Source organism: Streptomyces sp. NPDC088732 (assembly GCF_044751205.1).
Lineage (GTDB): Bacteria > Actinomycetota > Actinomycetes > Streptomycetales > Streptomycetaceae > Actinacidiphila.
On the sequence record NZ_JBIVLI010000010.1, the window covers coordinates 151794 to 176857 of the forward strand.

Sequence of the window (25064 nt, forward strand, 5' to 3'; positions counted from 1 at the left end):
GATTTGCCGTTCGTGTGACGACGGCGTGCGCCGTCAGGTGTCGGCCGACATCAGTCGGTGCTCGCCCCGCGGTGACGAAGTGGAAATCCTGTCGTTGCCGATGTCGACGAGGCGGCGGGAGTAGGGCGGTTCTGAGTCCCTGGCCCCGACGGTCGTCCTTCGGGGGGGGTGTCCCCGCCCGGCGCTCATCGAGGTGCTGGGTAATCCCAGCAGTACCGTGGCGGACACGTGCCCTCGCCCCCGCAATCCGCCTCTGCCCCGCCTCCGCGGAGCCCCTCAGGCCGACAGCGCCGCCCCCGAATCCCCCGCGCCCGGGTCGGTGGCCGCGCACGCGGCGACCAGGACGTCCAGGGAGATGCCGAGGGCCGCGGCCAGGGCCGCGACCGTGAAGAAGGCCGGGGTCGGGGCGCGGCCGGTCTCGATCTTGCGCAGGGTCTCCGCGGAGACCCCCGCCGCCGCGGCGACGTCCACCATGCTGCGGTCGCCGCGGGCCTCCCGCAGCAGCGCGCCGAAGCGCTCGCCGCGTTCGCGTTCCCATGGGGTCAGGGGCGTTCTCACCATGACCGTGATACTAATACCGGTATAAGTATTGGGTCACGTCGACCCCCCGAGAAGAGGACACGGCACATGGTGGAGATCAAGACCGATGCGGCCCTGGAGGCCATGCGGGAGGCCGGCCGCGTGGTGGCCCATGCGCTGGCCGCCGTACGCGAGGCGGCCCGCGTCGGGGTGTCGCTGCGCGAGCTGGACGAGGCGGCGCGGGCCGTCCTCGACGAGGCGGGCGCCCGGTCCCCGTTCCTCGGGTACCGCCCGTCGTTCGCGCCGACACCGTTCCCCGCGGTGATCTGCGCATCCGTGAACGACGCCATCGTGCACGGCATCCCGGACGGCTACCGCCTGCGCGACGGCGACCTGGTCAGCATCGACTGCGGCGCGGAACTCGACGGCTGGACCGGGGACGCGGCGATCAGCTTCACCGTCGGCACCCCGCGCCCCGGCGACGCCGAGCTGATCGACGCCACGCAGCGCGCGCTGGACGCCGGGATCGCCGCGGCCACCGTGGGCAACCGCATCGGCGACATCTCGCACGCCATCAGCCGCGTGGTCCGCGGCGCCCGGTGCGGCATGCCCCAGGACTTCGGCGGCCACGGCATCGGCCGCCGCATGCACGAGGACCCCCACCTGCCCAACCACGGGCGGCCGGGCCGTGGCTTCCCCCTGCGCCACGGCCTGACCCTGGCCATCGAGCCGATGCTGATGGCCGGCGGTCACGACGGCTACCACGCCGCCCCCGACGGCTGGACCCTGCGCACCGACGACGGCAGCCGGGCCGCCCACATCGAGCACACCGTCGCCATCACCGAGGAGGGCCCCCGCATCCTCACCGCGCTCTGAACCGCCTTGCCGGTCTCAGCGCCTCGCCGGCCGGCGGCCCGGCGGCTGCTCCGGCTCGGGGCGCGCGGTCACCGCCGGTACGGGGCGGCTCTCCGGAGCGGTACTGGACACCGTCAGCGACTCGTCGAAGTGCCGGATCTCCAGCGGGTCGCCCTCCAGCAGCGTGTACGTGGCCACCGAGTCGGTGATCGCGACGCGCAGCCGCCGCCCCAGCACCTGCACCGTGAAGGCCAGCCGGCGCACCTTCTCCGGCAGCCGCGGGGCGAAGCGGACCCCGCTCGCGTGCCGCCTCATCCCGCCGAACCCCGCGACCAGGGCCATCCACGTGCCGGCGAGCGAGGCGATGTGCAGCCCGTCGCGCGTGTTGTTCTCCAGGTCCTTGAGGTCCATCAGCGCGGCCTCGCCGAGGTAGTCGTACGCCAGGCGCAGATGGCCCACCTCGGCCGCGATGATCGCCTGCACGCACGCCGACAGCGAGGAGTCCCGGACGGTGAGCGGTTCGTAGTAGGCGAAGTTGCGCGCCTTCTGCCGGTCGTCGAAGCAGTCGCCCCGCACGAACATCGCCAGCACCAGGTCCGCCTGCTTGATGACCTGCTTGCGGTACAGGTCGAAGTACGGGAAGTGCAGCATCAGCGGGTACTGGTCGGGGCGGGTCGAGGAGAAGTCCCACACCTGGTGCCGGGTGAAGCCGGACGACTGCTCGTGGACGCCCAGGGAGCTCTCGTAGGGCACGGTCATGGCCTCGGCGGCGTCCCGCCAGGCGGCGGTCTCCTCGTCGTCGACGCCCAGGGCCGCGCCCTGTTCCGTGTGGCGCTCGACCGCGTCGGCGGCGTGGCGCAGGTTCGACTGGGCCATGAGGTTGGTGTACGTGTTGTCGTCGGCGATCGCGCTGTACTCGTCCGGGCCGGTGACCCCGTCGATGTGGAAGCGGCCGTGGTGGTCGTGGTGGCCGAGCGAGAGCCACAACCGGGCCGTTTCGACGAGCAGTTCCACACCGGTCTCGCGCTCGAAGACCTCGTCGCCGGTGACGGCGACATAGCGCACCACCGCGTCGGCGATGTCCGCGTTGATGTGGAAGGCCGCGGTGCCGGCGGGCCAGTAGCTCGACCCCTCGGAGCCGTCGATGGTCCGCCAGGGGAACGCGGCGCCCTTCAGACCGAGTTGCGCGGCCCGCTCCCGGGCGGCGGGCAGGGTCGCCTGCCGCCATTGCAGCGCCTCGGCGACGGCGTTGGGGGAGGTGTAGGTGAGCAGCGGCAGCACGAAGCTCTCGGTGTCCCAGAACGAGTGGCCGTCGTACCCCGACCCGGTCAGGCCCTTGGACGGGATCGCGCGCTGCTCGGCGCGGGCGCCGGCCTGCAGGACGTGGAAGAGGGCAAAGCGCACGGCCTGCTGGATCTCGGCGTCGCCGTCGATCTCGACGTCGGCGCGGGACCAGAACGAGTCCAGGTACGCGCGCTGTTCGTCCACCAGGCCCTGCCAGCCGGTGGAGCGGGCGCCGGCGAGCGCGGCCTCCACCTGGTCCCGGACCGCGGGGAGCGAGCGCACCCCGGACCAGCCGTAGGAGACGATCTTCTCCATGCGCAGCGTCTCGCCGGGGGACAGGTCGCAGGTGATGGTGAGCCGGCTGGTCTCCTCGTTGCTCTCGCTGAAGCTCTCCGTGGACTCCGGCCCCTCCACCCTGTGGTCCGCGGCGGCTGCGACCCGCAGCCCGGTCACGGCGGTGCGGTGCACCAGCCGCAGCCGGGTGTTGACCGCCACGTTCTCCTCGGGCACCAGAGGTGACTCCAGCACGGCGGAGACGCGCGGGTCGCCGGAGACCTGGGGCAGCTGCTCGTTGGCGACCAGCTCGGACTGGACGACCAGCCGGACCGTGGACTCGACGGCCTCCACCTCGTACAGCACCGCGGCGATGGCCCGCTGGGTCAGGGAGACCATGCGGGTGGAGCGGACGCGCACGGTGCAGCCGGCCGGTGAGGTCCACTCGCAGGTACGTTTCAGCAGTCCGGTGCGCAGATCGAGCTCGCGCTCGTGGGAGCGCAGCCGCCCGTAGCGGACGTCGAAGGGCTCGTCGTTGACCAGCAGCCGGATGAGCTTGCCGTTGGTGACGTTGATGACCGTCTGCCCGGCCTCCGGGTAGCCGTAGCCGGCCTCGGCGTACGGCAGCGGATGGCGTTCGTGCACGCCGTTGAGGTAGGAGCCGGGCAGTCCGTGCGGCTCGCCCTCGTCGAGGTTGCCGCGCCAGCCGACATGGCCGTTGGACAGCGCGAAGACGGACTCGCTCTGCGCCAGCACGTCGAAGTCGAGCCCGGTCTCGCGCAGCGTCCACGGCTCGACCGAGAACGCGGAATGGGTGATCACGCGTGGTCCTCCAGCAGCTCCGCGAGGTCCTGCACCACGATGTCGGCCCCGTGCTCGCGCAGCGCGTCCGCCTGGCCGACCCGGTCCACCCCCACCACGTACCCGAACCGCCCGGCGCGGCCCGCGTCCATCCCGGCGAGCGCGTCCTCGTAGACGACCGCGGCGGCCGCCTCGACACCGAGGTCGCGCGCCGCCTCCAGGAAGGTGTCGGGGCGCGGCTTGCCGGGCAGCTTGCGCTCGGCGGCCACGATCCCGTCGATCCGGACGTCGAACAGGTCCTCGATACCGACCGCGACCAGCACGTCGCGGCAGTTGGCGCTGGAGGAGACCACGGCGGTACGCAGCCCCGCCGCGCGCACGGCGTGCACATAGCGGACCGAGCCCTCGTAGGCCTCCACGCCGTCGGTGCGGATCTTCTCCAGGAGGATGACGTTCTTGCGGTTGCCGACCCCGTTCACCGTGTCGCGGTCGGGCGGGTCGTCGGGCGTGCCCTCGGGCAGCTCGATGCCGCGGGAGGCGAGGAAGGTGCGCACGCCGTCGGCGCGCGGGCGGCCGTCGACGTACTCGTCGTAGTCGGCCACCTTGTCGAAGGGGCGGAAGTCCGCGCCGTCGCGGCGGCGCAGGAAGTCGTCGAACGTCTCTTTCCAGGCGGCGGCGTGGACCAGCGCGGTCTTCGTCAGCACACCGTCGAGATCGAAAAGGCAGGCCCGGATGCCCTCCGGGAGACCGGTCTTCGTCATGCAACCCGCCTCCCCGCCCGGACACCCCGGCATGCCTGCCGGGGCCCTCTACCAGCCGGACGCGGGAGCGCCGGTCGGCCGTACCGGCGGTAGGACGCGCCGGAATCGGCGACCGGGTGCCGCCGCGGGCCCGTTCGGTTTAGCGTTCGGGCATGGCAGTACGCTTCCCTGCTTCCGTCACCATCGACGGCCGGTACGCACGGCTGGTACCGCTGTCGCGCAGCCACGTCCCCGACCTGTACCAGGCGGCCCGGGGCGACGAGGAGGTGTGGCGCTGGCTGTCGACCACCCCGCCGCGCTCGAACGCCGAGATGGGCGCCGTGGTCGACCAGCGGCTCGCCCAGGCGGCGGCCGGCGAGGCGGTCGCCTTCTCCGTGGTGCCCCGCTCGACCGACCGCCCCTCGGGCTGGGCCGCCTACGTGGGCATCGCGCCCGCCGACGAGCGCGTCGACATCGGCTGGAGCTGGCTCGACCCCGCGCTCTGGGACACCCCCGTGCACCTGGAGACCCACTTCATGCTGGTCTACTACGCCTTCGAGGACCTCGGCTTCGGGCGCGTGCAGTGGCGGCTGGACGGCCTCGACCGGCCCACGCAGGACGCCGTCACCAGGATCGGCGGCATCCGCGAGGGAGTGCTGCGCCGCCACTGCCGGCGCGTCGACGGCACATGGCGCGACACCGTCTACTACTCCCTCGTGGCCGCCGAGTGGCCCGCGGTGAAGGAGCGGTGGATGTCCGGGTGGATTCTGGAGTAGCGCGGTCACCGCCGCTTGCGGCGCGTGGTGCGCCGCCAGGAGAACGGGCCCGGCAGGTCCATGGACTCGGTGCGGTCCCCGTGCGTGTTCACGGTGTGGTGCGCGTGCGGACCGCCGGTCGTGATCGACAGCGACTTCTTGTTGATGTTGAGGCGGACGCCGGGAAGGATCCGGAAGGACTTCCGGAAGTTCAAGGGCATGCGAGCTCTCCTCACGGCAGTACGGACGGTGACGTTGTCGTCTGGTGACCGCCTGCCCCCCGGAGGCACTTTCATGACCGACGACCCGTCAGATCACTTCCGTTGCGCCGCCGGTGGGGAGGCCGCGGCGGGTCCCGCCGCGCGTGCGCCGGCGGCGTCCCGCCGGGGCGTGGTGCCGCGGCCGGACCGGGACCGTCACCACCCGTAGGCGCGGTTCATGATCAACTGGGCGACGACGGGTTCGAGCCGCGGATACGCGACCAGCACCGTGAGGCCGTTCGGGTCGCGTCCCTCCACCACGGTGCGCCCGTCGACCGAGGTGGTCTCCACATGCGCGTCGCGCTCCCTGAGCAGGCGCTCGCACCGGCCCAGGTCCTCGGCGTCCCGCGCGGTCCACACCGTCGCCTGGACACCGACACCGCCGAGCGAGTGCTCGCCGCGCGGCATCGCCCGCAGCACCACCATCGAGCCCCCGGCGTCCGTCAGCAGCAGGGCCGTGGTGTCCCGGGTCGCGATCACCATCCGCAGCAGGTCGCCGTAGAACGCGGCCGACTGGTCCAGGTCGCGTACGTAGATCACGAGCGCCGACAGCCGCGGCCTCCCGTCCGCGGGGTCCTGGCCACCGGAGGACGCGGGGGTGCCCGTGTGCGGCGACGAAGGCGTCATCGGGGTTCCCGTCTCATCGGCCCGTACGGAACGGCGGCCGGTCGCGGAGCCGCGGCCGGTGCCCTGTCCACGCTATCCGGCCGGGCGCCGGGTCGCTCCCCGCGCGGGGCGCCGCGTGCTCACGCCGCCCGGCAGGACGCGCACGCGGCGGCCTCGCCGCCGGCACCCTCCGGGGCCCCGAAGCGCGCGAGCACGTGCCAGAGCCGCTTGAGCGCCTGCGGGTCGTGGCGGCCGGAGCGGGCGGCGTCCCCGATCGTCCGCGGAACCAGCATCCCGCCGGAGGACAGGGCCGCGCCCAGGTCCGTGTATTCCCGGCCGCGGTAGTCCGCATGGCGCAGCAGGTGCTCCGCGGTCAGCCGGAAACCGCCGTGCCACTCGACGCGGCAGGGCAGGCGCCGGGCGGCGGTCTCGACGTCGGTGCCGCGGAAGGAGGGGTCCAGCACCAGCGCCTCCACGTCGCCGTCGAGCACGACCGGACCGTGCACCTGGGCCTCGATGTGGCCGTCCAGGGTGTCGAGGCCGTCGGCCGCCGCCGGTTCCAGCAGGGAGAAGCGGGCCGCCACCGCGAACAGTTCCGGTTCGGTGGAGCTGTCCGGATAACAGAACGTGGTCCGGGCCAGGGTCGGCGGGGCGAGCCGGAAATGGCAGGAGCCGAAGCGCGGCGCGCCGCCGACGGGGTCGCGCCGGTGGTTCAGTGCCCCGTACACCGGGCGCTCGTGGGCGGCGGCCCGGTCGTAGGCGCCGCCGAAGATGCGGCTCTCCCAGCGCCAGCGGTCGCCGCCGGGGTGGGCGGTCAGGCCCCCGTTGCTGGTGCCCGTCACGAACTGCGAGCGGTAGACGCCGTCCTGGGCGATCCTCGCCAGTGTCGGCACGCCGCCCGCGTCCCGGTCGGGGTGGAAGTTCAAGGTGACGGGGAGGCGCGGGTCGAGCGGGCCGCCCGAGGAGCGCGCGGCGACGTGGCGCAGGGCGTGCTCCTGCGGTGTGCGGGCGGCGGCACGGGCGTTCATCGAGCCAGTCTGCCCGGGCGCCGGATCGCGCCGCACCGGGGTTTTCCGCGGCGGCCGGTCAGGCAGGGTCGAGCGCCGCCAGCATGATCCGGCGGGTCTCGTCCAGATACGTCCGCGCCGCCGTCCGCGCGGCCGCGGCGTCCCCCGACTCCACGGCGGCGACCAGGGGTTCGAGGCGGGCTGCGGCCTCGGCGGGGTCGCGGAAGGGTGCGACGAGCCGCGCCCGCAGGGGGAGGTAGGCCGCGAAGAGGGTATTGGTGAGCAGGACGTAGACGCGGTTGCCCGTGGCGTGGGCCAGCGCCCGGTGCACCTCGGCGTCGGCGAGTTGCGCCGCGTCCGGGCCGGGGGCGTCAGCGACCGCGTCCAACAGCTCGCGCAGCCGGACGCGTTGGACCGCCGTCGCGGCGACGGAGGCGCGCTCGGCGATGAGCGCCCCGACGCCGGCGCGGACCTCGAAGATGTCGGCCAGCCAGCCGGGGTTGTGGCGGACGAGCATCGGCAGCAGGTCGGCGCCGCCCAGGCGGAGGTAGTCGCGCACGCGGGTGCCGACGCCGTGCCGCGTCTCCAGCAGCCCGGCCTGGGTGAGCCGCCCGAAGGCGTGCTTCACGGTGGTGCGGGTGACGCCGTAGCCCTCGGCGAGGCGCTGCTCGGGCGGCAGGAGGGCGCCTGCGGGGTGCACCCCGCCCAGGATGTCGTCCTGGAGGCGGCGCTCCAGGACGTCGACGAGGGTCTCGCGGGTCAGTGGGTCCACCGGGGCCGTCCTCTCGAGCAGGCGTACCGCGTGTGCGGGTGTGCGGTCCCAGCCCAGCCGTCCCGGGGGCGGCGCGTCAACATACAGGGACAGTGGCTGAGCCACTGATTCAATGAGTCTCTGTACAACCTCTTGCCCTGACGTCACGTCAGGAGCATTCTTCGGTGGTGCCCCCGGCCCGTCCCCACTGACCACCGGAGTGTGCCCGTGTCCCCGTTCCCCCGCCCCGCCCGCCTGCTGACGGCGGTCGCCGCCGCCCTCGTCGCCCTCACCGTCGCCGCCGGCCCCGCCGCGGCCACGGAGCCGTACACCGAGCCCGGGTTCACCGATGCGTGCGCCTGGCACTCCTACGGCGAGGGCGAGACGCCCGACCCCTGGCTGTGGCTCACCGACCCGGTGTGCGTCGAGTACTCCAAGCGCGACATCACCCTCGACAACGGCGGCGCCATCCGCTTCCTGCTCGCCGAACCCTCGCGCTTCGCCCTCGCGCTGCCCGTCTGCCGCTACTACCAGCGCGACCACTGGAGCGTGCAGGCGACGACCGGCGCCGTCCCGTACGTGACGTGGAACGGCCGCTACTGGTTCGACAAGCGTGCGCGGCGCGCCGCGATGCGGCTGACGGACTTCCGCGTCGACGGCGTCAGCGTCGGCATCGGCGACGTCGTGACCGCACTGCGGCCCCGGCTGCCCGAGGTCGCGGACGTCCTCGCGGCCTACGGCGACGAGGCCGGCGAGACCGGCCTGGCCATATCGCTGCCCTACAGCCTGTTCTGCCCGGCGCGGTAGCGGTGGACGCGGGCATCGACCGCCGCGCCCTGCTGCGCGGACTCGCCGCCGCCGTCGCCGCCCTGCCGGTCCTGGGCACCGGGGCGGCAACGGCGGCCGCCGCGGCCACGGCCGTGACATCGGCATACGGCTCCTGGCCGGTCTCCACACTGGAGGCCTTCGCCGATACCTTGGTGCCCGGCGAGCGGCGCGGTCCCTCCGACCGGGCCGTCGCGGGTGCCGCGGCGGGCCCCGGTGCCGTCCAGGCGGGCGCCGTCACGCTGCTGACGGCGCCCGAACTCCCCCTGGCCCCGCTGCTGCCGGGCATCGCCACACTGCTGGACGCCCGGGCCACCTCGTACGCCGTCACCCATCTGATCCTGCTGCCCCTGGACCGGCCGCCCTTCGTCGGACTGGCCTTCCCGCACCGCACCGCCGTGGTCGCGGGGCTGTTCCAGTCCGACGACCCCGACCGGCCGGTCTGGCAGTTGCTGTCCTTCCTCGTCGGGCTCGCCTTCGACACCGCCGCCCACCTGCACACCGCGCAGGCCCTGGCCGACGGCCACCCCGGGCTGACGTGGATCGGCTTCCCGCCGCCCGGCCCGGACGGCCTGTGGCGCTTCCCCGACCACTCGTACGGCAGGGCCCTGGCCGCGCCCCACCCCGCCACCACGCGCTCCGGGAGCCCCGCATGAGCCCGCAGACCACCGATGTCCTCGTCGTCGGCAGCGGCTTCGGCGGCGCCATCCCCGCCTACCACCTGGCCGCCGCCGGTGCCCGGGTCACCGTGCTGGAACGCGGACCCCGCCTGGCCACCGAGGACTTCACCCACGACCTCAACCTCGGGGCCTACCCGCGGATCGTGGACGTCATCAAGGGCGACGGCATCTCGGTCGTGGCCGGCAACTGCGTGGGCGGCGGCAGCGTCGTGTACTTCGCCGCGTCACTGCGCGCGCCGTCCTTCGTCTTCGGACGACGCGACCCCGCAGGGCGCCGGCTGTGGCCCGCGACGATCACCCGGGCCACCCTCGACCCCTGGTACGACCAGGTGGAGCAGGCCCTGCCGGTGACCCGGCTGGACTGGCCCGACGTGTCCTATGCGGGCGGAGTCCTGGCCGCCGCGTGCGACCGCGCAGGGCACACCTGCAACCCGGTGCCGGTCGCCGTCGACCGCGCGCGCTGCACCGACTGCAACTGGATGCTGTCCGGCTGCCGGTTCGGCGCCAAACGCTCCATGCTGCTCAACTACCTGCCCGCCGCCGAGGCGCACGGCGCGGAGATCAGGCCGCTGCACGAGGTCCAGCTCGTACGGCCGTCGACCGAGCCCGGCTACCGCTACGCGGTCGACTGGACGACGCTCGACGCCGACGACTACACGTGCCCCACCGGGGTGGGCACCATCCACGCCAGGACCCTGGTACTGGCCGCGGGCGCCGTGGGCACCCCGGTCCTGCTCCAGCGCTCGGCACCGTTGCTCGGCGGTGTCCCGGCCGCCGTCGGCGGCTGGTTCTCCGGCAACGGCGACCGTGTCAGCGTCGCGGAACTCGACGAGGGCAAGGTCCGCTCGCTGCTCGGACTGGCACGCAGCTCCACCGTGGCGTACGAGGGTCTGCCCATCGGCATGCCGATCACCTCCGCCTCCTACGACCGACTGGACGCCGCCGCCCCTGAGTTCACCCGCTTCACCCTCCAGCAGATCTACTTCCCCACCGTCACCAACACCCTCGCGCAGACCGCCGCGGGGCTGTGGTCCGGCGTGGACAAGAAGCGGATGCGGGCGCGGTGGCGCTCCTGGCTGACCGTGCTCGCGATGACGGAGGACGAGACCGAGGGCCGCTTCGGCGCCCCGCCCCTCACCGGCAGCTTCACGCGACTGGCCAACGGGATCGGGCTGGGCACCATGCGCTTCGCCCCCGGCGCGGGCACGCGCCGCGGCTGGGACGCGGCCGACGCCCATCTGCGGTCCGTGCTCGAGAAGGACGGGCTGGCGACCGTACGCCCCTGGGACGAGCACGTCACGGGGACGGTGACCGCGCACCCCCTCGCGTCGTGCCGCACCGGCGACTCGGCCGCCCTGTCCGCCCTCGACGACCTGCACGAACTCCGTTCCCATCCCGGCATTTTCGTCACCGACGGCTCCGCCGTGCCGACCTCCCTGACCGTCAACCCCTCGCTCACCATCGCCGCCCTCGCCGAACGCGCCTGCCCGGCGATCGCGGCCCGCTGCGCCCAGGCGGGCGTCGCGCTGGACTACACCCCGAGCGACCCGCTGACGGGGCGGGCCCAGGGGGGTGCGGTGGCCGTCGCGGCACGGGAGTTGGCGGCCCGTGCCGCGCGCGGATGACGGGCGGTTCCGCGGTGGCGGGACGTGCCTTTCGGACGGTCGTGGGCCGCCGTGTCGGGCCGCGCATGTGAGGGCGGGTGTGCGGTGCCGTTGCTGTCGCCGTCGGGGCGGGGGAGTCGGCCGTCCGGGTCGTGCGCACATGACGGGGGGCTCCGCCGTACGGGATGTGCCGGTCGGGCGATCGCGGCCCGATGTGCCCCGGGTGATTCGTCTGCCGGGTTGCCCCGGGCGATGCGGTCACCCTCGGGGCGGGGGAGTTGGCCGCTCGTGCCGTGCCGGCCTGCCAGAAGGCGTCCGTCCGGCGGCTGTGGCCCGTTGTGCGGGACCGCACTCCGAGCAATTCGCCCGGCTGGGCGCGGTGCCGCCGTGGGAGCCAGTGGGCCGGGCCGTGCGCGGCCGGGATGGGCCTGTCCGGCGAGTGTGGCTCCGCTGGCGGGGCGGGCTCAGGGCGGTGGCGTTGCGGCGGGGGAGTCGGCCGTCCGGGTCGTGCGCACATGACGGGGGGCTCATCCGTGCCGGGAGGTGGCGGTCCGGCGGGCGACCCGCCTGCCCCGCGCGGTGCCGCCGCGCGAGCCTGCGGGGACCGGGCATGATCGGGGTCATGGGCACGTTGGAGGACGTCAAGGAGCGGGTCGCCGCCGGGCACACCGTGGAGTTCGGCTGTGCTGTCGGGGCCGTGCCGCCGCTGCTGCACGGCGGGGAGCGGGTGGTCGTGGCCCCGGCCGATCCCGCGCGGGTCGCGGCCGGGGACATCGTCCTCGCCAGGGACGCCGGCGTCCACGGCCTGCACCTGGTGACCGCCGTGGACGGCGACGCCGACGGCCGCCGCGTGCGGCTCGGCGGCGGTGAGTGGGCGGACGGCGAGTGCGTCGTCGGCGTGTGCGTGGCCGTCGACGGCGTCCCGCGCTCCGCCCGCCTCGACCTGCTGCCGCTGCGCGCCGGCCATGCCGACGAGATGGCCCGCGTCCTGTCCGACCCCGCCCTGCACGCCTTCATCGGCGGCAGGCCGGAGACGCTCGACGAACTGCGCGCCCGCTACCGGCGCGTGCTCGCCGGTTCCCCCGACCCGGCCGTCTCCTGGCTCACCTGGGTGCTCCGGCTGCGCGACGAGGGGTGCCTGACCGGTTACGTGCAGGCGACGCTCTCCCCGGGAGCCGCGGGCCCCGAGGCCGAGATCGCCTGGGTCGTCGGCACCCCCTGGCAGGGCCGCGGCCTGGCCGGGGAAGCGGCCCGCGCCCTGACCGGTTGGCTGGACTCCCGGGGCGTGCGCACGGTCGTCGCGCACATCCACCCCGACCACCGCGCCTCCGCGTCCGTCGCCCGCGCCTGCGGCCTCGCCCCGACCGGACACTGGCAGGACGGTGAGCGCCGCTGGCAGCGCGACGTGCCGGACGGTGTCCCGGAAACCGCTTGAGTCTCCCCCGGGGGGAGACGCGAGGGTGGGGGCATGCACGACGGCACGCTCCATTCCATCGGCGACCTCGCCCGGCATGCGGGGCTGACGGTCAAGACCGTCCGGTCCTGGTCCGACCGCGGGATCGTGGTCCCCGCCGGCCGCAGCGCGGCCGGGTACCGGCTGTACGACGCTCGGGCCCTCGCCCGCCTGGAGCTGGTGCGGACCCTGCGGGACCTCGGACTGGACCTCGCCACGATCCGCAAGGTCGTGGACCGCGAACTCACGCTTCCCGAGGTGGCGGCGGCCCACGCCGAGGCGCTGGCGGCCCGGATCCGCGTGCTGCAGCTGCGGCGTGCCGTACTGACGGCGGTCGCCGAACGCGGCGCCACACCCGAGGAGATGGATCGCTTGAACCGACTGGCCATGCTGACCGCCGAGGAGCGGCGCCGGGTGATCGAGGGCTTCCTGGACGCCGTGCTCGGCGGCCTGACCGACCCCGCGGTTCCCGGCATCCGCCGCACGCTGACGCCCGAACTGCCCGAAGACCCCGCTCCGGAGCAGCTCCGCGCGTGGGTGGAACTGGCCGAACTCGCCGAGGACGAGGCCTTCCGTACGCGTCTGCGCGCCCTGGCCGAGGACCTGACGGCCCGGCGTGCCCGCGACGGCGACGGGCTGCCGCGCCGCGACCTGGTCGCGGTGGTCCGGGACCGGGTGGGCGCGGCGGTCGCGGCCGGAGTCGATCCGCTGTCCGCGGGTGCGGAGCCGGTCGTGGCGGCGCTGACCGCCGGCTGCGCCGAGGCGCTGGGCACGGCGGACGACGACGTCCTGAGCGGCCGGCTGCCCGCCCTGCTGGCGGCCGCGGACGACCCGCGCCGCGAGCGCTACGCCGTGCTGCTGGCGACGGTCAACGGCTGGCCGGCACCGGAGTCCGCCGCCCCGGAACTGGCCTGGTCGCTGAAGGCCCTCGCCGCCCGTCGTGCCGGTGCCGCGGATCGGGCGGGCACCGCTGTGACCAGTGGGGGAGGCGGGGCACCAACTCGCGGCCGGACCCGGTAAGTTGTCCATTGATCGGATCGGTTTTTCGATTTCTCGAGTTTCAGGGGATGGTCCCATGGGCAACGACAGCGAGGCCTCCACCGCCTACGAGTCCGCCGAGCAGCTCCGCAAGCGCATCGACACCACGCGGGCCCACCCGGCCCGCGTCTACGACGTGTTCCTCGGGGGCAAGGACAATTACCCCGTCGACCGCGACGCCGCCGCGGCCGCCCTCGCCGCCAACCCGCGCGGCTACCTCGACGTCCGGCACAACCGGGACCTGCTGCGCCGCGCGGTGAACCACATCGCGGGCGAGGTGGGCATCCGCCAGTTCCTGGACATCGGCACGGGTCTGCCGACCCAGGAGAACGTCCACCAGATCGCCCAGCGGATCAGCCCCGACGCCCGCGTGGTGTACGTCGACAACGACCCCGTCGTCCTCGCGCACGCCCGCGCCCTGCTCGCCTCCAGCCCCGAGGGCCGGACCGACTACATCGACGCGGACCTCCGCGACCCGGCCACCATCCTCGAACAGGCCGCCCGAACCCTCGACTTCGACCAGCCGATCGCCCTGGTGCTGGTGGCCGTGCTGCACTTCGTCGAGGACGACGAGGCGTACGGAGTCGTCAAGCACCTCGTGGACGCCCTGCCCTCGGGCAGCCATGTGGTCCTGACCCACCTCACCTCCGACCTGAACGCCGAGCAGATCGCCAAGGTGGCCAAGACCTACCAGGACCGGGGCTTCTCCTTCGTGCTCCGGCCGCACGCCGAGGTCCTGCGCTTCGTGAGCGACAACGGCCTCGAACTGATCGAGCCCGGGCTCGTCCCCGTCCACCACTGGCGTCCGGACCACTCCCCGGACACCGGTGCCTCCACCGCGGACATGGACCCGGCGTTCATCGAGGGCATGGAGGACATCGACAGGATCCGCTACAACGACATCAACGACGTGACGGACGCCGACATCAACGTCTACGGCATGGTGGCCCGCAAGCCCTGAGCCGAGCGGCCCCGAAACCGGACGTCGGACGCCGGGCCCACGGCCCGGCGTTCAGCGCCGGTAGATCGTGATGGAGTGCCCGACCTCGTCGACCGGAACGGCACTCTCCAGGAGCGCGGCGAGCGGCCCCTCGGCCTTGGCGGCCGCGGAGTCGGACACGACGAGCAGGCCGTGCACGTCGTCAGCGGGCACGGACAACGCGTACCGTGACGTGATGCCGTAGTACGACGGCACGCCGCTGCCCTTGTAGACCAGCCAGACCCGCTCGCCCGGATAGCGCTCCCTCAGCCGGTCCGCGAGCCGCCCGAGGTCCTGGCCCCAGTCGACGTTGGAGTCGTGCAGGCGCCGATGTGTCGCCGCAGGACCGCCGAACGCCTCGTTGGAGTACGGCAGGTAGAAGGGGAACGTCCGCAGCGAGCTGACCGCGGCGAAGGCGGCCAGCGCGACGGCCGCCGCCCGGACCCACCGCCGCCGTACGGCCGTGACCCCCGCGGCCGCCACCGCCCCGAACACCGGAACGAACACCGCGTAGCGGACACCCAGGTCCCGCGACCCGGTCATCGCCGCGGCCAGCAGCACCAGCGGTGGCAGCAGCACGTAGGCCGCCGCGGGCCGCAGCCGGTGCACGGCGAGCAGCACGCCCGCACCGGCCGCCCACAGGGCCAGCATCCCGAGCGGCGTCTTCACCAGCAGCGCCGCCGGCAGGTAGTACCACAGTGCCCCGCGATAGTGCCGGCCGAAGAGGAAGCCGTCCCAAGTCGCGTTCTCGAAGCCGAACTGGAGGCGCATGCCGTCCCGGTAGGCCTCGGGGAACGGCAGCAGCGACGTCACCAGCCCGCGCAGTCCGTGGACCGCGGGCACCCCGTCCGGCGTCGTCCACCGCAGCCGCGGGTCCACGGCGAGATAGGTGGCCCACACCACCGCCACCGCGACCAGGGCGACGCCTGCCGCCGCCGCGAGACCGCGTGCCCAGCGCCCCTTCCTTGCCTGGTCGACGGCGGCCAGGAGCAGCACCACCGGTACCACGGCCAGCATGTTCATCTTGGTGGCGAGGGCCGCACCGAGCGCCGCACCGGCGAACGGCAGCCACAGGCGCGGCCGTTCGCGGGCGCGCCACAGGCACCACGCCGCCGTCAGGACGAAACCGGCCGCGGGCACGTCCAGGGTGGCCAGCGAGCCGTGCGCGACGACGTCGGGCGAGAAGGCGTACAGCGCCACGGCGAGCAGCGCTCCCGCAGGGCCGAACAGGTCCCGTGCGAACGCCATGACCACCAGTCCGAACAGCAGCGTCAGCACGATCACCGGCAGGCGCGCCGCGAGCATCACCCGCCACGGGTCGTTGCCCGACTCGTACAGGACATGGCGTCCCAACTGCGTCTGGTTCCCGGTGAATCCGCGGTCGAAGTGCACGTCGGTGAACGCCAGCCCGCTCGCCACGACGAGCTTGCCGAGCGGCGGGTGCTCGGGGTTGAAGCGCAGGCTGTGCTCGTGCAGGTAGACCTCGGCCGTGCCCACGTACACCGGCTCGTCGATCGTGGGGGTCTGCTGCACGGCGGTCGTCACCATGGCGAAGGCCATCTGCGCCAGCAGCGCGACCACGGCCAGGACGAACAGCCACTGCCGCCATCGCCTCCGGTCCCACGGGCGCCGCGTCCGGCCGGGCTCCGGTGCGGCGGCGGGGGGCGCGGCCGCGTCCGGGGCCGCCAGGGGCTGTCGTCGTGCCGGCCCTGGTCCCATGATGTCCGCACCCCGTGCAATGCCGCGCGCCGCACAGGGCCGTCCCTGTGCCTTTCCGCCCCGCATCATGGCACGGGTTCCGGCCGCGCCCCGCCTTCTCAGCCGCGCAGCACCTTCCGGCCGAGCTCCCGGCGCGCCGGAGCGAGCCCCGCGTCGATCTCCTTGGCCCGCGCGACGTCCGCGACGACACCGGCCTCCCGGGTCGAGCGGGCCGCCAGCGCGGCCCTGCGCAGGTGGGTCGGCGGGTGCGTGCTGTTCTGGGCGTGGGCGGTCAGGACCGACACCCGGCGGCGCCGCTCGACCTCGTGCGGGGGGATCGAGGCCGTGTACTCCCACAGCCGTTCCCAGACCGCCTCGCCGGACCCCTGGTCCTGGGTACCGCCCCTGCCGCGGTGCAGGGTCCTGGACGAGACGCCCTGCTGGTGCAGCCAGAACGAGGCGGCGTCGGCCAGCAGCAGGAAGTCCATGACCTCCACGGCCGCCGCCGACGAACCGATGCGCGCCGCGAGGTCGTCGGCGAGGTACTCGGCCTGCTGGGAGGCGCGCAGCGTCAGGTGCTCCAGCACACGAAGAAGCAGGAGCGCGACGTACGCCGGGGGGAACATCAGCAGCCGTGCGACGGTCTCGACCGGGCCCAGCCCCCGGGTGTCGTCCGAGGGGCGCAGCAACACGTACCACTGGGCGAGCGCGCGGCCCGCGGAGCCCACGAACAGCCCTTGCCGGGCGTCCCCGTTGACCAGGTGGCCGAACTCGTGGCCGAGCACGGCGACGCGCTGCTGCGGGGTGAGCGCCTCCCACAGCCCGAGCCCGATGCTCAGTACGGTGCGGCGGCGCAGGCCCGCCACCCCGACGGAGGCGCCCACCCCTTCGTCCACCACGACCACATGGGCCCGTGGCGCCCCCAGCGTGTCGGCGACCTCGTCCAGGAGCCCGTACAGCGCGGGCGCGTCGGCGCGTTCCACCCGCACGCCCTCCCGCGGCACCGAGTACAGCCGCGGGCGCATCAGCCACGCGAGGACCAGCAGCAGGATCCCCACCACGCCCGGGACGACCGCCTCCCAGCCCGTCAGGGCGAGCCACACGCCACACACCGCGATCGCGAGCGTCAGCAGGTGCACCGACCCCGCCAGCGCGAGTGCCGCGGCGTACGTGGCGCCTCGTCCTGGGCGCGGCGGGTGCGCCGACGTCATCCGGCCGAACAACTCCTCGCCGTAGGTCCGCGAAAGTCGCCGCCGGAACCTGTCGATGCGGCCGGCGTCGTCCGTGGACTCGTCGGCGCCGCCCCGCACGTTCCAGGCGCACTCCACGCACCACGTCACGAACCGGTCGTCGGACGGCAGTACCGCCCCGCACTGCGGGCACCGCCCGCTCACGTCGTTCCCCACCCCTGGCCCTCCCCTTGATCATCTCTGCGTGGTGAGCGTAGGCCACGCCACCGGCGCCGCGCGCGCAAGGGACGGGCGCGGAAGGGAGGTTCACCCGGGATTGGTTGTTCCGCTCCGGCGCCGCAACGGAACATGGGGGCATGAGCCATGACGAACGCCCCGCCGACGGACACCACGAAGGGGTCCGCGGCCTCGTCGCGCGGATCGCCGAGCACCACTGGGAGGCCGTGCGGAAGCACGAGGAGGACGAGTTGACGGAGACGGTCGACGAGGCCGCGTTCGACCTCGGCGCGGACATCGCCCACCCCGGCGCGGGGCACGGGCCGGTCGGCTACGACGTGGAGACCGACCTCGGCCGGGAGAAGGAGCCGCCGGAGCTGCGCCCGTAACCGGCGCTTCCGCCGCCCCCCCCGCATGCCGTGCCCGGCCAGGGGTAGCCGGGCAGTGAGGGCCGAGGGGCGGGGAATCTCCGCCGGCGATCCGTCAGCACCGTGCAGTCCGCGGTGCGAGGGCCGGTTCGGCCGGGATCACGGGAAGGGCGGAGCGATGCCGGACAGGGAAGAGGCGCCCGGGCAGTGGCGCACGGACGCGGCGCGGGCCCGGCGGGAACTCGGCGGCGCGGTCGCCCGGTTCGCGGCTCGTACCGAGGCGAGGGTGCACCCGCGGGAACGGGCCGCCGCCGCGCGGCAGCGGATCGGCGCACGGACGGCGCAGGCCAAGGACACGGCCGCACGTGGACTGGAGCACGTGCACGAGCGCACCCCGGCCCCCGTCCGGCAGCGGGCCCGGAAGGCCGCCGTGGTCGCGGGCCGCAACCGCGACCAGATTCTCGCCGTCGTCTCGGGCATCGTGCTGATCTACCTGGCCGTGCGCCGCACCAGGCGGTGAACCCCGGCCATGAGGGCGTCCCGGATGCTGTACCGGCCGGTGGGCCTCGCCCTCGGCGCGCTCGGCGGCGCAGTCGCCGGCGCGCTGTTCACGAGGGCGTGGAAGCTCCTCGGCGACGAGACCGAGGCGCCCAAGCCCACCGACGAGGACCGCCGATGGCGGGAAATCCTGATCGCCGCCGCCCTGCACGGCGCGATCTTCGCCACGGTCAAGGCCGCCGTCGACCGGGCCGGCGCGGCGGGCGTGCGGCGGCTCACAGGGACCTGGCCCGGGTGACGGTGAGGCCGTGCCGGCACAGGAGCTCCGGGCTGCCCCCAGCGGGGGTGCATCGCAGGACGCAGAGCCGTCTCGCGGTCGTCCGGCCGCGCGCACGGTGCGGCACGGGCACCTCCCAGCGGTAGCTGGGGTGGGGGCACCTCCCAGCGGTAGCTGGGGTGGGGGCACCTCCCAGCGGTAGCTGGGGGAGTGAGGACACGGCCTACCGCGCGGTCAGGGGCTGTTCGCCGTCCCCGGCCGTCCGGCGCAGGTACGTCCGCGCGATGTCGTGCAGCCGCGCCCGGTCGAAGCTGCGGCCGTGCCCCGGGTGCACCACGGACACGTCCAGCCCGCACAGGAACTCCATGCTGCGCCGGTAGGCGGCCACGTCGGACCCGGGCAGATCGTCGACCAGGTACCCGTCGTAGACGACGTCACCGGGGTACAGCGCCCCGGTGTGCTCCTCCAGCAGCGCGACGGACCCGGGGGTGTGCCCCGGCAGGTGCAGGACGGTGAGCGACCGGCCGCCGAGGTCGATGCGGTCCCCGTCCTCGACCGGGCGGGTCAGCGTCACCGGGGCGACGCGGTACGCCGCCGGGTCGTACCCCGGCCCGGGGAGGGCGTCGATCATCCGGCCGGGGAAGTCCGCCCCCACCTCGCCGGCGCCGAGCAGGCGGGCCAGCTCCGGCCCGTCCAGGCTCGCCGGGACGCCCGCCGCCAGGGCGGCGGCATCGGCGGGGTGCCCGGCCCGCTCGCGGAACTCGTGCGCCCCGCCGACGTGGTCCAGGTGCGCGTGGCTGAGAACGGCCAGCGGGTCGCGTGCGAAGAGCGCGGGCACTTCCTCACGCAGCGTGACGACGCCCAGCCCGGTGTCCACCACGACATCGCGGTCCGTGCCCCGGAGCCACCACACATTGGCCTTGAGGATCTCGTGGACATGCGGTTCGGTGAGGCGGATCAGGCCGTCCCCGTACGGCTGTTGCTCGAACCAGGGGCTCATGCGCGGCCATTCTGCCCGGCGTGCGCCCGGCCCCCGCCGCGGGGTCCCGCCAGGCGGCGGGGGGCCCGCACCCTCCGCCCGGCGGGGCAGGACCGGACGCCTGCCGGATACCGGCCGGCGGTCCCGCCCGGGGACCATCGAGACATGGCGCACGATGTTCTCTTCACCGTGTCGGCCCCGGGGCGACCGGTAGCGGAGCGGGCGGCTCCCACCGGCGCCCCGGAAGCCATCTCCCGGAACGTTCCGGTGGGGCGCATGGTGGGGGTGGACCTCGCGCGTGGACTCGCGGTCCTCGGAATGTACGCGGCCCATGTGGGCCCGGATCCCGAGATCGGCGGATTCCGGGGTTGGCTGATGGAACTGGCGCAGGGCCGGTCGTCGGCCCTCTTCGCTTTCCTGGCAGGTCTCTCGATCGTCCTCCTCACCGGACGGCGGACCCCCGCGACCGGCAGGGCCGGCCGGCAGGCGGTCGTCCGGGTGGTGATCCGCGCGGTGGTCCTGGTGGCCCTGGGCACCGCGCTGACGATGCTCGGCACCTCGATCGAGGTGATCCTGGCGTACTACGGCGTGTGCTTCCTGCTCGTTCTCCCGCTGTACCGGCTGCGCCCCGCCGCTCTCGCGGCGATCGCGGCGGGCAGTGTGCTGGTGCTGCCCCAGGTGCTCTTCGTGGTGCAGCGCTCGATCGATCAGGGCTCGTGGGCCGAGGCGGTCACGCGGCACGACCCCCTGGCCCACGTCGGCGGCACGGACGGTGTCATCGGGCTGATGTTCACCGGTGACTATCCCGTCCTCGCGTGGGTGCCGTTCCTCATCGCCGGCATGGCGGTTGCCCGTCTCGACCTCAGGTCGGCGGCCGTTCGTGCGCGGCTGGCGATGGCAGGTGGAGCGCTGGCCCTGGTCGGCTACGGCGGATCATGGCTGGCGCTGCACCTGATTCCCGGCGTGGTGCCGGGAATCTCCATGTTCGGGCAGGACGCGGTGCGCGGCGGCGCGCGGTCGGCCTGGTGGTCGGACGCCGCGGGCTTCCCGAGCGGCGACGGGGACAGCGCGTCGTGGCTGTGGGCCGCCTCCCCGCACAGCGAGACCACGCTCTCGGTGATCGCCGGCACGGGTGTCGCCCTGCTGGTGCTCGTCGTCTGCACGGACGCCGTCGCCCGGTGGCGCGCCGTTCGGCGGGTGGCGATGCCGGTGATCGCGGTCGGCTCGATGCCGCTGACGGTCTACGTTCTGCACATCCTCGTCGTCAAGGCACTGGGCCTGGACCTCGGCGACCTTCCCGGCCCGCCGATGGCCGTCCTGCTGGCGTTCGCCGTCGCGGCCATGCTGCTGGCCGTGGTCTGGTCGTCCTTCTTCCGGCGGGGGCCCCTGGAGTACGCCCTGCACGGGGCGACCCGCATCAGCCGCTACGTGGCCTGAGTGCCGGCAGTCTGATTCACGGTGTGCGCCCTTCCCCGTGCCGGTGGCGCAGCAGTCCCGCGCGCTCGGCCAGCAGGGCTGCCTGCACACGGCTGCCCACCCCCAGCTTGGTCAGGATCGCGCTGACATGGTCCTTCACCGTGCCGGTGCTCAGGTGGACCCGGTTGCCGATGTCGGCGTTGGACAGCCCTTCGGCGACCAGCACGAGCACATCGCGCTCCCGGTCGGTCAGCCCGGCCACCGCGTGCGCCGCGGTGGTCTGCTCCTCGCCCTCCAGGTAGCCGTCCACGACGGTGCGGGTGACCTCGGAGGCGAGCACGACCCCGCCGGCGGCCAGGTTCCGCACCAGGTACGCCAGCTGCTCGGGGTCGGTGTCCTTGAGCAGGAAGCCCGCCGCCCCGGCCCGGAGGGCGGCCGTGACGTACTCGTCGGTGTCGAAGGTGGTCAGCATCGCCACCACGGGGGGCGCGGGCATCCTGCGGATCTCGGCGAGGATGGTGAGCCCGTCCACGTCGGGCATGCGGATGTCGAGGAGCACGACGTCCGGGCGCAGCTCGTCCACCGCCCGCAGGGCCCGTCCCCCGGGCACCGCGGCGACCGTCTCGATGTCGTCCGCCGCGTCGAGGATGTGCTGGAAACCCGTGCGGATCAGTGCCTCGTCGTCCACCACCAGTACCCGGATCACGGTCGATCCCTACCCCGCCGCGCTCCCGGGGCTGCCGGATATGGTGTTTTTTGCCGGGAACAGAAACATTTGGCCAATGTGTTGCATGCCCTGCACGATGGTTGGTGCCGTCGTACCGGGTCCGGGCCGGGCCGGACCGGCGGGGAAGGAGCCAGGATGGACGCGTGGTGGCGTGACCGTCCCCGTGACGCGGGGAGCGGGGAGGCCGCCGTCGTGTGCCCCCGTGACGGCGTCATCACCGTCATGGCCGCGCTGCTGATCGTGGCCGTACCGGTGGCCGATCTCTTCCTTCCGATGAACATCCACATCGCGCACGTCCTGGTCGTGCCGGTGGCGTTGGTCGCCGCCTTCGCCGGGCCCCTGCGCGGCGCGCTGACCGCGCTGCTCGCGGTGCTCGCCCTGATCGCCGCCGGCGCCGAGCGGTCCGCCCTGACCACCGAGAACGTCCTGGTTCAGCTGGCGTCCCTGGTGATGGTGTCGGTGCTGCTGGTGGTCTTCGCCCTGTCGACCGAGCGGGGACGGCACGAGCTGGCCGGTGAACGCCGGATCGCGGAGGCGGCCCACCGGGTCGTCATGCGGCCCCTGCCCGGCCGCTCGGGACCACTGACGATCGCCTCGGCCTACCGCTCGGCCGACGACGGCGCCCGGGTCGGCGGCGACCTGTACGCGGTCGCCCGCACCGCGAACGCCACGCGCCTGCTCATCGGCGACGTGCGCGGCAAGGGGCTGAACCTGCTGGGCGAGACCGAGACCGTGCTCGGCGCCTTCCGCGCGGCCGCCCACCGCCAGGAGCCGCTGCCGGAACTCGTCGCCTCGCTGGAGGGCAGCGTGCGCTGGGGGTTCGCGGAGTTCTGCGACGCCTCGGCCGAGGCCGACGTGGGGGAGCGGTTCGTGACGGCCGCGGTCGTCGAGATCCCCGACGACGAGCCGTACGTCCATGTGGTCAGCTGCGGCCACCTGCCCCCGCTGCTGCTGCACGAGGGCCGGGCGACCCTCCTCGCCGTCGAGGATCCCGCCCCACCGCTCGGCCTCGGCGCCCTGGTCGAGAGCACGTACGCCCCCAGCACCTTCCCCTTCGTCCGCGGCGACCAGCTGCTGCTCTACACCGACGGGCTCACGGAGGCCCGCGACGCCCAGGGCGGCTTCTACCCGCTGCTGGAACGCGCCGCCGGCCTGACCTGCTCGGGCGGCCCGGCGACCCTCGTGCAGGCGGTCACCAGGGACCTGCTGGGCCATGCCCACGGTCCGCTGGGCGACGACATGGCCGTCGTCGCCCTCCGGCGCGAGCACTGACGCCCCGCCCGTGGCCCCCCGGCGGCCGCGGACGCCCGTTCCGTACGACCGCCCGTTTCCGGCCGCTGTCGCGGGCCGGCGGCATCAGGACCGCTCTGCCGGGCAGGCGCGAGGACATGGGGATGCTGCGACGCTGGGAAAGGGCGATCGAGCGCTGGGAGCAGGCGCTGTACGCCAAGGTCTTCGATCACGAGCCCGTGGAACTCCTCGACGCGCTGCGGCGCGAGTGCGACGGGCACGCCGTGGTGTGCAGTGCCAGCCGGGTGGTGGTGCCCAACGTCTACACCGTCGAACTGGCGGCCCCCGTCCACGAGGAACTCGGCTCGGACCGCGAACGGGTGGGGGAGGCGCTCACCGACGCGCTCCAGCGGCACGCCGAACGCCGGGACTACGAGTGGGCGGGCCCGCTCGCCGTGCACATCACCCGCGCCGCCCGGCTGCCCAACGGCCGCTACCGCGTGGTCAGCAGCCCCATGCGGCAGATCAGGGCCGACGTGATCGCGCCGCGTCCCGGGGCGCCGACGCGGACCCGGCTGCGGCCGTCCGGTGGCGCCGCAGCTCCGCGTTGAAGTGGGCGCCGCTCAGCAGTGCGAGGTTGGACACCCACAGCCACATCAGGAACACCACCGTGCCGGCCAGCGGCCCGTACAGGCGGCTGTACGTTCCGACGTGCGACACGTACAGCGTCAGCACGGGGGTCGACGCGAGCCACAGCAGGACCGCGAGCACACCGCCGGGCAGCATGACCCGCACCGGCCGGACCTGCGGCGGCCCGGAACGGAACAGCACCAGCACCAGCAGCGTCGTCAGGCACAGCAGCAGCGGCCACTTGAGGACGTTCCACGCCGTCACCGCCATCCCGGACACCCCGAGCAGTTCCCCGGACCGCCGGGCCAGCCGCCCGGTGAGCATGAGGGTCAGCGGGCCCAGCGCCAGCAGGGCCAGCAGCACCGAGGCGGTCACCGCGATGCGCGGTGCCGTGCGCCAGGACGGCCGGTGGTCCCGCACCCGGTTCATCGCGTGCAACGCCCGCCGGAACACGGCGAGATAGCTCACCGCGGACCACAACGCGGCCGCCGCGCCGGCGATCGCGAGCACCCAGGCCGCCGACCGCTCCCGCGCCACGTCCCGCATCGTGTGCGCCAGCATCTCCCCGGACCCGGCGGGGGCGAGGGCGCTCACCCGCGCGATGAGGTCGCCCGTGGCCGACGCGTCGGCCAGGCCGATGACCGACACCGTCAGCAGCATGCCGGGGAAGAGCGTCAGCACGCCGTAGTACGTGAGGGCGGCTGCCTTCTCCGAGGCGTCCTCGTCCCACAGTGCCACGGCGGCGCGGCGTGCGACGACCAGCAACTCCGCCGCCCTGTACCGGCCGTCCGCCGGCCGCGGGCCCCGGCTTCCGGGGAGGCCGCCGCCCGTCACCGTCCGCTGCTCCGCCATCGCGTTTCCCGTCCGCTGTGTTCCGGGGCTCCGGGCGGGCCCGTCCCGCGTGACGCGTCTGCCCTGGCCGGGGTGCGGCATGCGCCGTTTCCCCCGTTCGACGGGCGTCGCCCACCGGTTCACCCGGGGAGACGATCCTTGGAATAACCGGTGTCAGAGCGGGGCAAATGTGGTGACGAAAGCGAAAGGGAGTGATTCTTCGTGCAATTGAAGACTCGCGGGATCGTTTTCGGCGCGGCACTGACCGGCGGTGCGCTCGGTGCCCTCATCGGCGCCGTGTTGACGGGCGGCCTGGTCAACACCTTCTCCGCCGCGCTGCTCTGTGCCGCCACCGCGGTCGCCGGCGTCGCCCCTTCGCACGGGGCCGGCGGGTCGCGCCGCCGCCCCGCGCGGCGGGCCCGGCGTCCTGATCAGATCCCGCACCAGCGTCGCGTCGGACACGTCGGCGGACAGGACGCGCTGCGCTGGTGACCGCAGCCGCGCACCCTGCGGCGCCGGAACGACGGCCGCCCGCCGTCGGGGTCGGGCGGCACGTCGTCGGTGGCGGAAGCGC

27 protein-coding genes are annotated in these 25064 nt (G+C 74.1%); 15 read left to right on the plus strand and 12 right to left on the minus strand.

Going from position 1 to position 25064, the window contains the following annotated elements; all coding sequences use genetic code 11:
- Positions 1-276 precede the first annotated feature (276 nt).
- On the minus strand, positions 277-561 hold the full coding sequence (locus tag ACIP9H_RS18770) for a helix-turn-helix domain-containing protein (protein WP_401586970.1): 285 nt from the start codon (positions 559-561) through the stop codon (positions 277-279).
- Between the two features lie 66 nt (positions 562-627).
- Here ACIP9H_RS18770 and map point away from each other — a divergent pair, with 66 nt between their 5' ends.
- Positions 628-1395 (plus strand): type I methionyl aminopeptidase, encoded by a 768-nt coding sequence (gene map, locus ACIP9H_RS18775; RefSeq protein WP_401586972.1) that lies wholly within the window; start codon positions 628-630, stop codon positions 1393-1395.
- Positions 1396-1410: 15 nt separating this feature from the next.
- On the opposite strand, the gene ACIP9H_RS18780 is transcribed toward map, so the two are convergent.
- Together ACIP9H_RS18780 and ACIP9H_RS18785 are read right to left on the minus strand one after the other, a co-directional pair.
- A complete protein-coding gene (locus ACIP9H_RS18780) occupies positions 1411-3753 on the minus strand; it encodes a glycoside hydrolase family 65 protein (protein WP_401586975.1) in 2343 nt (780 codons plus the stop codon).
- A complete protein-coding gene (locus tag ACIP9H_RS18785; protein WP_401586978.1) occupies positions 3750-4493 on the minus strand; it encodes an HAD family hydrolase in 744 nt (247 codons plus the stop codon). The genes ACIP9H_RS18780 and ACIP9H_RS18785 overlap by 4 nt, the downstream gene beginning before the upstream one ends.
- 152 nt (positions 4494-4645) lie before the next feature.
- Here ACIP9H_RS18785 and ACIP9H_RS18790 point away from each other — a divergent pair, with 152 nt between their 5' ends.
- The gene (locus ACIP9H_RS18790; protein ID WP_401586981.1) at positions 4646-5248 is read left to right on the plus strand and encodes a GNAT family N-acetyltransferase; all 603 of its coding nucleotides are present in this window, start codon (positions 4646-4648) and stop codon (positions 5246-5248) included.
- Positions 5249-5253: 5 nt separating this feature from the next.
- Here ACIP9H_RS18790 and ACIP9H_RS18795 read toward each other — a convergent pair whose 3' ends face one another.
- From ACIP9H_RS18795 to ACIP9H_RS18810, 4 genes are all read right to left on the minus strand, one after another.
- On the minus strand, positions 5254-5448 hold the full coding sequence (locus tag ACIP9H_RS18795) for a DUF4236 domain-containing protein (RefSeq protein WP_401586983.1): 195 nt from the start codon (positions 5446-5448) through the stop codon (positions 5254-5256).
- A 195-nt stretch (positions 5449-5643) separates the two neighbouring features.
- The gene (locus tag ACIP9H_RS18800) at positions 5644-6114 is read right to left on the minus strand and encodes a VOC family protein (protein ID WP_401586985.1); all 471 of its coding nucleotides are present in this window, start codon (positions 6112-6114) and stop codon (positions 5644-5646) included.
- A 119-nt stretch (positions 6115-6233) separates the two neighbouring features.
- On the minus strand, positions 6234-7121 hold the full coding sequence (locus ACIP9H_RS18805; RefSeq protein ID WP_401586987.1) for a DUF3626 domain-containing protein: 888 nt from the start codon (positions 7119-7121) through the stop codon (positions 6234-6236).
- A gap of 58 nt (positions 7122-7179) precedes the next feature.
- Positions 7180-7872 carry a FadR/GntR family transcriptional regulator gene (locus ACIP9H_RS18810; protein ID WP_401586989.1) on the minus strand — a complete coding sequence of 231 codons (693 nt, stop codon included), beginning with the start codon at positions 7870-7872 and terminating at the stop codon, positions 7180-7182.
- 207 nt (positions 7873-8079) lie between these two features.
- Here ACIP9H_RS18810 and ACIP9H_RS18815 point away from each other — a divergent pair, with 207 nt between their 5' ends.
- From ACIP9H_RS18815 to ACIP9H_RS18840, 6 genes are all read left to right on the plus strand, one after another.
- Complete coding sequence (locus ACIP9H_RS18815) at positions 8080-8658, plus strand: hypothetical protein (RefSeq protein WP_401586992.1); 579 nt, start codon at positions 8080-8082, stop codon at positions 8656-8658.
- Between the two features lie 113 nt (positions 8659-8771).
- The gene (locus tag ACIP9H_RS18820; RefSeq protein WP_401587329.1) at positions 8772-9332 is read left to right on the plus strand and encodes a DUF5987 family protein; all 561 of its coding nucleotides are present in this window, start codon (positions 8772-8774) and stop codon (positions 9330-9332) included.
- The gene (locus ACIP9H_RS18825) at positions 9329-10981 is read left to right on the plus strand and encodes an FAD-dependent oxidoreductase (RefSeq protein ID WP_401586995.1); all 1653 of its coding nucleotides are present in this window, start codon (positions 9329-9331) and stop codon (positions 10979-10981) included. Before ACIP9H_RS18820 ends, ACIP9H_RS18825 begins: the two co-directional genes overlap by 4 nt.
- Before the next feature lie 877 nt (positions 10982-11858).
- On the plus strand, positions 11859-12395 hold the full coding sequence (locus tag ACIP9H_RS18830) for a GNAT family N-acetyltransferase (RefSeq protein WP_401587332.1): 537 nt from the start codon (positions 11859-11861) through the stop codon (positions 12393-12395).
- Positions 12396-12428: 33 nt separating this feature from the next.
- Positions 12429-13433 carry a MerR family transcriptional regulator gene (locus ACIP9H_RS18835; RefSeq protein WP_401586998.1) on the plus strand — a complete coding sequence of 335 codons (1005 nt, stop codon included), beginning with the start codon at positions 12429-12431 and terminating at the stop codon, positions 13431-13433.
- 55 nt (positions 13434-13488) lie between these two features.
- Positions 13489-14412, plus strand: a complete 924-nt coding sequence (locus ACIP9H_RS18840) for an SAM-dependent methyltransferase (RefSeq protein ID WP_401587001.1) — start codon at positions 13489-13491, stop codon at positions 14410-14412.
- A gap of 51 nt (positions 14413-14463) precedes the next feature.
- Here ACIP9H_RS18840 and ACIP9H_RS18845 read toward each other — a convergent pair whose 3' ends face one another.
- Positions 14464-16149 carry a glycosyltransferase family 39 protein gene (locus tag ACIP9H_RS18845; RefSeq protein ID WP_401587003.1) on the minus strand — a complete coding sequence of 562 codons (1686 nt, stop codon included), beginning with the start codon at positions 16147-16149 and terminating at the stop codon, positions 14464-14466.
- A 98-nt stretch (positions 16150-16247) separates the two neighbouring features.
- Positions 16248-17534: a M48 family metallopeptidase gene (locus tag ACIP9H_RS18850; protein ID WP_401587006.1), complete on the minus strand. Its 1287-nt coding sequence runs from the start codon at positions 17532-17534 to the stop codon at positions 16248-16250.
- 140 nt (positions 17535-17674) lie between these two features.
- Here ACIP9H_RS18850 and ACIP9H_RS18855 point away from each other — a divergent pair, with 140 nt between their 5' ends.
- The 3 genes from ACIP9H_RS18855 to ACIP9H_RS18865 all read left to right on the plus strand — a co-directional run bounded on the left by ACIP9H_RS18855 (position 17675) and on the right by ACIP9H_RS18865 (position 18698).
- Positions 17675-17923 (plus strand): hypothetical protein, encoded by a 249-nt coding sequence (locus ACIP9H_RS18855; RefSeq protein ID WP_401587008.1) that lies wholly within the window; start codon positions 17675-17677, stop codon positions 17921-17923.
- Positions 17924-18080: 157 nt separating this feature from the next.
- Positions 18081-18422 carry a hypothetical protein gene (locus tag ACIP9H_RS18860; RefSeq protein ID WP_401587011.1) on the plus strand — a complete coding sequence of 114 codons (342 nt, stop codon included), beginning with the start codon at positions 18081-18083 and terminating at the stop codon, positions 18420-18422.
- Between the two features lie 9 nt (positions 18423-18431).
- Positions 18432-18698, plus strand: a complete 267-nt coding sequence (locus ACIP9H_RS18865) for a DUF4235 domain-containing protein (RefSeq protein ID WP_401587014.1) — start codon at positions 18432-18434, stop codon at positions 18696-18698.
- A gap of 202 nt (positions 18699-18900) precedes the next feature.
- On the opposite strand, the gene ACIP9H_RS18870 is transcribed toward ACIP9H_RS18865, so the two are convergent.
- A complete protein-coding gene (locus tag ACIP9H_RS18870; RefSeq protein WP_401587017.1) occupies positions 18901-19677 on the minus strand; it encodes an MBL fold metallo-hydrolase in 777 nt (258 codons plus the stop codon).
- A 144-nt stretch (positions 19678-19821) separates the two neighbouring features.
- On the opposite strand from ACIP9H_RS18870, the gene ACIP9H_RS18875 reads away from it, so the two are divergent.
- Positions 19822-21093 carry a DUF418 domain-containing protein gene (locus tag ACIP9H_RS18875; protein WP_401959831.1) on the plus strand — a complete coding sequence of 424 codons (1272 nt, stop codon included), beginning with the start codon at positions 19822-19824 and terminating at the stop codon, positions 21091-21093.
- A gap of 16 nt (positions 21094-21109) precedes the next feature.
- On the opposite strand, the gene ACIP9H_RS18880 is transcribed toward ACIP9H_RS18875, so the two are convergent.
- A complete protein-coding gene (locus ACIP9H_RS18880; RefSeq protein WP_401587023.1) occupies positions 21110-21778 on the minus strand; it encodes a response regulator in 669 nt (222 codons plus the stop codon).
- A 156-nt stretch (positions 21779-21934) separates the two neighbouring features.
- Between ACIP9H_RS18880 and ACIP9H_RS18885 the strand changes: the two genes are divergently transcribed.
- Positions 21935-23071 carry a PP2C family protein-serine/threonine phosphatase gene (locus ACIP9H_RS18885; RefSeq protein WP_401587026.1) on the plus strand — a complete coding sequence of 379 codons (1137 nt, stop codon included), beginning with the start codon at positions 21935-21937 and terminating at the stop codon, positions 23069-23071.
- 116 nt (positions 23072-23187) lie between these two features.
- Positions 23188-23640 carry a DUF3662 domain-containing protein gene (locus ACIP9H_RS18890; protein WP_401587029.1) on the plus strand — a complete coding sequence of 151 codons (453 nt, stop codon included), beginning with the start codon at positions 23188-23190 and terminating at the stop codon, positions 23638-23640.
- Here the strand turns inward: ACIP9H_RS18890 and ACIP9H_RS18895 are convergent.
- On the minus strand, positions 23555-24511 hold the full coding sequence (locus tag ACIP9H_RS18895; protein WP_401959833.1) for a YihY/virulence factor BrkB family protein: 957 nt from the start codon (positions 24509-24511) through the stop codon (positions 23555-23557). The genes ACIP9H_RS18890 and ACIP9H_RS18895 overlap by 86 nt on opposite strands.
- A gap of 201 nt (positions 24512-24712) precedes the next feature.
- Here ACIP9H_RS18895 and ACIP9H_RS18900 point away from each other — a divergent pair, with 201 nt between their 5' ends.
- On the plus strand, positions 24713-24982 hold the full coding sequence (locus ACIP9H_RS18900; protein ID WP_401587035.1) for a hypothetical protein: 270 nt from the start codon (positions 24713-24715) through the stop codon (positions 24980-24982).
- Positions 24983-25064: the final 82 nt, after the last annotated feature.

Bases quoted from the DNA above. Each gene is read 5' to 3' on its own strand.
- ACIP9H_RS18770 (WP_401586970.1), bottom strand. From the start codon at position 561: ATGGTGAGAACGCCCCTGACCCCATGGGAACGCGAACGCGGCGAGCGC.
- map (WP_401586972.1), top strand. From the start codon at position 628: ATGGTGGAGATCAAGACCGATGCGGCCCTGGAGGCCATGCGGGAGGCC.
- ACIP9H_RS18785 (WP_401586978.1), bottom strand. From the start codon at position 4,493: ATGACGAAGACCGGTCTCCCGGAGGGCATCCGGGCCTGCCTTTTCGAT.
- ACIP9H_RS18790 (WP_401586981.1), top strand. From the start codon at position 4,646: ATGGCAGTACGCTTCCCTGCTTCCGTCACCATCGACGGCCGGTACGCA.
- ACIP9H_RS18795 (WP_401586983.1), bottom strand. From the start codon at position 5,448: ATGCCCTTGAACTTCCGGAAGTCCTTCCGGATCCTTCCCGGCGTCCGC.
- ACIP9H_RS18800 (WP_401586985.1), bottom strand. From the start codon at position 6,114: ATGACGCCTTCGTCGCCGCACACGGGCACCCCCGCGTCCTCCGGTGGC.
- ACIP9H_RS18805 (WP_401586987.1), bottom strand. From the start codon at position 7,121: ATGAACGCCCGTGCCGCCGCCCGCACACCGCAGGAGCACGCCCTGCGC.
- ACIP9H_RS18825 (WP_401586995.1), top strand. From the start codon at position 9,329: ATGAGCCCGCAGACCACCGATGTCCTCGTCGTCGGCAGCGGCTTCGGC.
- ACIP9H_RS18835 (WP_401586998.1), top strand. From the start codon at position 12,429: ATGCACGACGGCACGCTCCATTCCATCGGCGACCTCGCCCGGCATGCG.
- ACIP9H_RS18840 (WP_401587001.1), top strand. From the start codon at position 13,489: ATGGGCAACGACAGCGAGGCCTCCACCGCCTACGAGTCCGCCGAGCAG.
- ACIP9H_RS18845 (WP_401587003.1), bottom strand. From the start codon at position 16,149: ATGGGACCAGGGCCGGCACGACGACAGCCCCTGGCGGCCCCGGACGCG.
- ACIP9H_RS18855 (WP_401587008.1), top strand. From the start codon at position 17,675: ATGAGCCATGACGAACGCCCCGCCGACGGACACCACGAAGGGGTCCGC.
- ACIP9H_RS18860 (WP_401587011.1), top strand. From the start codon at position 18,081: ATGCCGGACAGGGAAGAGGCGCCCGGGCAGTGGCGCACGGACGCGGCG.
- ACIP9H_RS18865 (WP_401587014.1), top strand. From the start codon at position 18,432: ATGAGGGCGTCCCGGATGCTGTACCGGCCGGTGGGCCTCGCCCTCGGC.
- ACIP9H_RS18870 (WP_401587017.1), bottom strand. From the start codon at position 19,677: ATGAGCCCCTGGTTCGAGCAACAGCCGTACGGGGACGGCCTGATCCGC.
- ACIP9H_RS18875 (WP_401959831.1), top strand. From the start codon at position 19,822: ATGGCGCACGATGTTCTCTTCACCGTGTCGGCCCCGGGGCGACCGGTA.
- ACIP9H_RS18885 (WP_401587026.1), top strand. From the start codon at position 21,935: ATGGACGCGTGGTGGCGTGACCGTCCCCGTGACGCGGGGAGCGGGGAG.
- ACIP9H_RS18890 (WP_401587029.1), top strand. From the start codon at position 23,188: ATGGGGATGCTGCGACGCTGGGAAAGGGCGATCGAGCGCTGGGAGCAG.
- ACIP9H_RS18895 (WP_401959833.1), bottom strand. From the start codon at position 24,511: ATGGCGGAGCAGCGGACGGTGACGGGCGGCGGCCTCCCCGGAAGCCGG.